Consider the following 6535-nt stretch of genomic DNA (forward strand, 5'->3'; position numbering starts at 1 on the left):
GGCTTCGACATGGCGGTGGTGCACAACGGCAGCGATGCGCTGCAGCAGCTGCGCAACCAGCCGCCCGACCTGACGCTGCTCGACCTGACGATTCCCGGGCTGGACGGCCTGCAGGTGCTGCACCGCGCGCGCGCCGAGGGGATCCGCGTCCCCATCGTGGTGCTGACGGCGCGCGGCGCGGTCGGCGACCGGGTGCTGGGCCTGAACGCCGGTGCCGACGACTACCTGGCCAAGCCGTTCGACCTGGACGAACTCGAGGCCCGCATCCGCGCACTGCTGCGCCGCACCGCGGACCCCGGATCGGAGGAGCTCGCCTGCGGCGCGCTGACGCTGGAGCTGTCCTCCGGCGCGTTCTACCTCGACGGCCGCGTGTTCGACGTGACGCCGCGCGAGCAGGCGTTGCTGAAGGCGCTGATCGCGCGGCCCGGCCATGCGCTGCCGAAGGAGAAGCTGTTCCGCGTCGTGTTCCCGATGGAGACCGACATCCAGTTCGAGGCGATCGAGGTGGTGGCCTACCGGCTGCGCAAGAAGCTCGCCGGCTCGGGCGTCTCGCTGATCACGCTGCGCGGCCTGGGCTACCTGCTGCGCTGCGACCCGCCCGACGCCAGCGCATGACACGGCCGGTCCATTCATTGCGGCGCCGGCTGATGGGCTGGATCGTGCTGCCGATCGCCTGCTTCATTGCGTTCGACACGGTCAGCCTCTACCAGCGAGCGCTCGACGCCATCACGCTGGCCTACGACCGCACGCTGCTCAGCTCGGCCCGCAACATCGGCGAGCTGCTGTCGGTCAAGGGCAGCGAGTTGCACGTGGAGCTGCCGTACAACGCGCTGGAGATGCTCGACAACGGCGACGCCCGGATGATGTACCGCGTGAGCGGCTTCAACGGCGAGTTCCTGTCGGGGTACTCCGATTTCCCGGCCTATGCGCGCACGCCGCCGCAGCGCTCGGCGTACGACGCGCTGGTCGATTTCTACGACGGCGAGTTCCGCGGCGAGCCGGTGCGCATCGCCGCGCTCTACCAGCCGGTGGCCAGCTCCGATGCGCGCGGCGTCGCGCTGGTGCAGGTGGCCGAGACGCTGGAGGTGCGGCGGCGCCTGGCGCGGCAGATCCTGATGGACACGCTGGTCCGCCAGGCGCTGCTGATCAGCGTCGTCGTGGCGATCACCTGGTTCGTCGTCGCCCACGCGCTGCGGCCGATCGAGGCGCTGCGCGCGCAGCTCGAATCGCGCAGCGCCCGCGACCTGTCGCCGGTGGCAAGCCCGGACCTGCCGATCGAGATGACACCGCTGCTCGGCGCGGTGAACCAGTTGATGCAGCGATTGCAGCGGCTGCACGACCACCAGCGCCAGTTCGTGCGCGATGCCTCGCACCAGCTGCGCACGCCGCTCGCGGTGCTGAAGACGCAGGTGCAGTCGGCGCTGTGCATGCCGGCCAGCGATGCCCGCGACGCACTGCCGGCGATGCATGCGACGGTCGACCGGGCGATCCGGCTGGCCAACCAGATGCTCGCGCTGGCCAAGGTCGAGCAGGTGCAGGGCCAGGCCGAGCCGGCCACCGCCGACCTGGGAAAGCTAGCGCAAGAGGTGGCGCTCGACCTGTCGCCACTGATCGGCGAGCGCGACCTCGACTTCGAGCTGCAGGCCGCACCGAGCTGGGTGCACGGCCATGAGTGGATGGTGCGGGAGCTGCTGCGCAACCTGTTGCACAACGCGATCCGCGAGACCCCGAAGCGCGGTGAGCTGCTGATGCGGGTCGCGAACGCCGAGCTGCTGATCAGCGACAGCGGCCCGGGCATCGCACCCGAGCTGCGCGACCGGCTGTTCGAGCCGTTCCACACCGGGCACCCGACGCAGGGCAGCGGGCTCGGGCTGTCGATCTGCCGCGAGATCTGCAACTCGGTGGGCGCGACGATCGCGCTGACGAACCGGCAGTTCGCCGGCCGGCTCGCCGGCCTCGATGCGACGGTGCGGTTCCGGCCCGCCAGCGAGCCGCCGCCGGCCTGAATCGTGCCTACACTTGGCGGAATGGCGAACGACAACGACGGCATGCGACTCGACAAGTGGCTGTGGGCCGCCYGCTTCTACAAGACCCGCAGCCTCGCGACGCAGGAGATCGACAAGGGCCGCATCGGCGTGAACGGGCAGGCCGCGAAGCCGTCGCGCGAGCTGAAGCCGGGCGATCGCATCGAGATGCGCCAGGGGTCGGTCACGCTGAGCCTCGTCGTGCGGGGGCTCAGCCACCAGCGCGGGCCGGCGCCGGTCGCGCAGGCGCTGTACGAGGAGACGGCCGACAGCATCGCGCGCCGCGAGGAGGCGGCGAAGCAGCGCAAGCTGGCCGCCGAACCGGCGCTGGCGATCGAGCAGGGCCGCCCCACCAAGCGCGATCGCCGCCAGCTCGCCGACTGGAACCGCTGGAGCGCAAGCATCGACCCCGAATGACCCTGGGCCCGGGTCGGCCCGGCCTTGCCTTTCCCCCGCACGGTCCCACGTGCCCTGCAGCACGGGGGCCTGCATTATTTTGAAAGCCCCTCTTGAAACCCGGGGCAAAGCGCCCATATGCGCGCCATTCGACAGGATCCACCCATGCAAAATCCAGAAAATTCTTCGCAAGATCAAGGACTTGAGACGCCGGCTGACATCTCTGGCGCGGCTGCCGCCGCGCAGGCGCAGGCGGCCGAGGTCAACCTGGAAGCCCGCCTGGCCGAGATGTCCGACGCCTACCTGCGCGCCAAGGCCGAGACCGAGAACGTCCGCCGCCGCTCGGAAGAAGAGATCGCCAAGGCGCGCAAGTTCGCCGTCGAAAGCTTCGCCGACAGCCTGCTGCCGGTGAAGGACAGCCTGGAGGCCGCGATCGCGATCCAGGCCGCGACGCCCGAGCAGCTGCTCGAAGGCGTGCACGCCACGCTGCGCCAGCTGTCAGCCGCGCTCGAGCGCAGCAAGGTGATCGAGATCAACCCGCCGGCCGGCACGAAGTTCGATCCGCACCAGCACCAGGCCATCAGCATGGTGCCGGCCGAGCAGGAGGCCAACACCGTCGTGATCGTGCTGCAGAAGGGCTACCTGATCGCCGATCGCGTGCTGCGCCCGGCGCTGGTCACGGTGGCCGCCCCGAAATAACGCAAGGCAGAAGCAACTGTCCACAAGCGCGGCCCCTTGAAACGGCCCGACTTATCCACAACTCGACAACATCAAGATTTTCGGATTCAGGAGAACCACATGGCAAAAATCATCGGCATCGACCTCGGCACCACGAACTCGTGCGTGGCCATCATGGAAGGCAACACCACCAAGGTGATCGAGAACAGCGAAGGTGCGCGCACCACGCCGTCGATCATTGCCTACCAGGAAGATGGCGAGATCCTCGTCGGTGCGTCTGCCAAGCGCCAGGCCGTCACCAACCCGCGCAACACGCTGTATGCGGTGAAGCGCCTGATCGGCCGCAAGTTCACCGAGAAGGAAGTGCAGAAGGACATCGACCTGATGCCCTACAAGATCGCGCAGGCCGACAACGGCGATGCGTGGGTCGAGGTGCGCGGCAACCGGCTCGCGCCGCCGCAGGTCAGCGCCGAAGTGCTGCGCAAGATGAAGAAGACCGCCGAGGACTACCTGGGCGAGACGGTGACCGAGGCCGTGATCACGGTGCCGGCCTACTTCAACGACGCCCAGCGCCAGGCCACCAAGGATGCGGGCCGCATTGCCGGCCTCGACGTGAAGCGCATCATCAATGAGCCGACCGCCGCGGCGCTCGCGTTCGGCCTCGACAAGAACGAGAAGGGTGACCGCAAGATCGCGGTGTACGACCTGGGCGGCGGCACCTTCGACGTGTCGATCATCGAGATCGCCGACGTCGACGGCGAGAAGCAGTTCGAGGTGCTGTCGACCAACGGCGACACCTTCCTGGGCGGCGAAGACTTCGACCAGCGCATCATCGACTACATCATCACCGAGTTCAAGAAGGAACAAGGCGTCGACCTGTCGAAGGACGTGCTCGCGCTGCAGCGCCTGAAGGAAGCCGCCGAGAAGGCGAAGATCGAGCTCTCGAACAGCGCGCAGACCGACATCAACCTGCCGTACGTGACGGCCGATGCGTCCGGCCCGAAGCACCTGAACATCAAGCTGACGCGCGCCAAGCTGGAAGCGCTGGTCGAGGAGCTGATCGAACGCACGATCGCGCCCTGCCGCACCGCCATCAAGGACGCCGGCGTGGCCGTCAACGCGATCGACGACGTGATCCTGGTCGGCGGCATGACCCGCATGCCCAAGGTGCAGGAGAAGGTCAAGGAGTTCTTCGGCAAGGAGCCGCGCAAGGACGTGAACCCGGATGAAGCGGTGGCCGTCGGTGCCGCGATCCAGGGCCAGGTGCTGGCCGGCGACCGCAAGGACGTGCTGCTGCTCGACGTGACCCCGCTGAGCCTGGGCATCGAGACGCTGGGCGGCGTGATGACGAAGATGATCGCGAAGAACACGACCATCCCGACCAAGTTCGCGCAGACCTTCTCGACCGCCGACGACAACCAGCCGGCCGTCACGATCAAGGTCTACCAGGGCGAACGCGAGATGGCCTCGGGCAACAAGAGCCTGGGCGAGTTCAACCTCGAGGGCATCCCGCCGTCGCCGCGCGGCACGCCGCAGATCGAGGTGAGCTTCGACATCGACGCGAACGGCATCCTGCACGTCGGCGCCAAGGACAAGGGCACCGGCAAGGAAAACAAGATCACCATCAAGGCGAACTCCGGCCTCTCCGAGGCCGAGATCCAGCAGATGGTGAAGGACGCCGAGCTGAACGCCGTCGAGGACAAGAAGAAGCTCGAACTGGTGCAGGCCCGCAACCAGGCCGACGCGATGGTGCACAGCGTTCGCAAGTCGCTGGGCGAGCATGGCGACAAGCTGGATGCCGGCGAGAAGGAAAAGATCGAGACCGCGCTGAAGGACGCCGAGGAAGCGCTGAAGGGCGACGACAAGGCGGCCATCGAGGCCAAGAGCGAGGCGCTGATGGCCGCCAGCCAGAAGCTGGGCGAGAAGGTGTACGCCGATGCGCAGGCGGCCCAGGCGGCGGCCGGCGCGGGCGCAGCGGCAGGTGGCGCGGGTGCTCAGGCGCCGCATGCCGAAGCCGCTTCGTCGAAGCCGGCCGACGACAACGTGGTCGACGCCGAGTTCAAGGAAGTGAAAGACCAGAAGTAAGGCGCCGCCGCGGCTTCTTCAGACCCCCGTGGGCCGCGACCGGTGCACGGGGGATTTGCATTTCAAGCAAGAGCACCCATGGCAAAGCGTGACTACTACGAAATCCTCGGCGTCGCGAAGAACGCGTCCGAGGAGGACATCAAGAAGGCCTACCGCAAGCTGGCCATGAAGCACCACCCCGATCGCAACCAGGGCGACGGGGCGAAGAAATCGGAAGAGCAGTTCAAGGAGGTCAAGGAGGCCTACGAGATGCTCTCCGACGCGCAGAAGCGCGCGGCCTACGACCAGTACGGCCATGCCGGCGTCGACCCCAACGCCGGTGGGTTCCGCCCGGGCGGCCAGGGCGGCGAAGGCTTCGGCGGCTTCGCCGAGGCGTTCGGCGACATCTTCGGCGACATCTTCGGTGGCCAGGGCGGCGGCGGGCAACGCCGGGGCGGTGCCGGCGGCCAGCAGGTGTTCCGCGGCAGCGACCTCAGCTACGCGATGGAGATCACGCTCGAAGAGGCAGCGCGTGGCAAGGAAACGCAGATCCGCATCCCGAGCTGGGAAGAGTGCGAGACCTGCCACGGCAGCGGCGCCAAGCCCGGCACCAGCGCGAAGACCTGCCCGAGCTGCAACGGCGCCGGCACGGTGCACATGCGCCAGGGCTTCTTCAGCATCCAGCAGACCTGCCCGCACTGCCACGGCACCGGCAAGATCATTCCCGAGCCGTGCCTGACCTGCCACGGCCAGGGCAAGATCAAGAAGACCAAGACGCTGGAGGTGAAGATCCCCGCCGGCATCAACGAAGGCATGCGCATCCGCTCGGCCGGCAACGGCGAGCCGGGCACCAATGGCGGCCCGGCCGGCGACCTGTACATCGAGATCCGCATCAAGCAGCACGAGATCTTCGAGCGCGACGGTGACGACCTGCACTGCACCGTGCCGGTCGGGCTGACGCTCGCGGCGCTGGGCGGCGGCATCGAGGTGCCCACGCTGGGCGGCAAGGCCGAGATCGAGCTGCCCGAAGGCACGCAGCACGGCAAGACCTTCCGCTTGCGCGGCAAGGGCATCAAGGGCGTGCGCTCCAGCTACCCGGGCGACCTGTACTGCCACATCAGCGTCGAGACGCCGGTCAAGCTGACCGAGCACCAGCGCAAGCTGCTGAAGGAGCTGGACGAGTCCTTCAACAAGTCGGGCGGCAAGCATTCGCCGAATGCCAAGAGCTGGACCGACCATGTGAAGGATCTGTTCAAGTAACCCGGCCCGCGGCCGCCGGCGCTCAAGCGGCCCTCCCCCTGTCCGATAAGGGGGGATGGCTCCGCTAGACCGTGACATCGCGCAGTGCCGGGCGATGGTCATCGACCCGAACC

At 67.8% G+C, this 6535-nt stretch carries 6 protein-coding genes; all 6 read left to right on the plus strand.

Annotation, left to right across the window (positions count from 1 at the left end):
- Positions 1 to 615: response regulator (locus AC1D1T_RS28805; protein WP_477992973.1), on the plus strand; the 615-nt coding region annotated here is incomplete at its 5' end.
- Positions 612 to 2006, plus strand: coding sequence for a sensor histidine kinase (locus AC1D1T_RS28810; protein ID WP_465113008.1), 1395 nt, complete (start codon positions 612 to 614; stop codon positions 2004 to 2006). The genes AC1D1T_RS28805 and AC1D1T_RS28810, both read left to right, overlap by 4 nt.
- Positions 2007 to 2027: 21 nt before the next feature.
- A complete protein-coding gene (locus AC1D1T_RS28815) occupies positions 2028 to 2441 on the plus strand; it encodes an RNA-binding S4 domain-containing protein (RefSeq protein WP_477992974.1) in 414 nt (137 codons plus the stop codon).
- Between the two features lie 144 nt (positions 2442 to 2585).
- Positions 2586 to 3119, plus strand: coding sequence for a nucleotide exchange factor GrpE (grpE, locus tag AC1D1T_RS28820; RefSeq protein ID WP_465113007.1), 534 nt, complete (start codon positions 2586 to 2588; stop codon positions 3117 to 3119).
- A 99-nt stretch (positions 3120 to 3218) separates the two neighbouring features.
- Positions 3219 to 5183 carry a molecular chaperone DnaK gene (dnaK, locus tag AC1D1T_RS28825; protein ID WP_047508914.1) on the plus strand — a complete coding sequence of 655 codons (1965 nt, stop codon included), beginning with the start codon at positions 3219 to 3221 and terminating at the stop codon, positions 5181 to 5183.
- Positions 5184 to 5261: 78 nt separating this feature from the next.
- Entirely contained in the window at positions 5262 to 6422 is a 1161-nt protein-coding gene (dnaJ, locus tag AC1D1T_RS28830) for a molecular chaperone DnaJ (RefSeq protein WP_047508912.1), read from the plus strand.
- The last annotated feature ends 113 nt before the right edge of the window (positions 6423 to 6535 follow it).

The sequence above is a fragment of the Rhizobacter sp. P2_H3 genome, assembly GCF_056403355.1.

What these genes read in the sequence shown, in the direction of transcription:
- dnaJ (WP_047508912.1), top strand. Translation starts at nt 5,262, where the DNA reads ATGGCAAAGCGTGACTACTACGAAATCCTCGGCGTCGCGAAGAACGCG.
- dnaK (WP_047508914.1), top strand. Translation starts at nt 3,219, where the DNA reads ATGGCAAAAATCATCGGCATCGACCTCGGCACCACGAACTCGTGCGTG.
- AC1D1T_RS28810 (WP_465113008.1), top strand. Translation starts at nt 612, where the DNA reads ATGACACGGCCGGTCCATTCATTGCGGCGCCGGCTGATGGGCTGGATC.
- grpE (WP_465113007.1), top strand. Translation starts at nt 2,586, where the DNA reads ATGCAAAATCCAGAAAATTCTTCGCAAGATCAAGGACTTGAGACGCCG.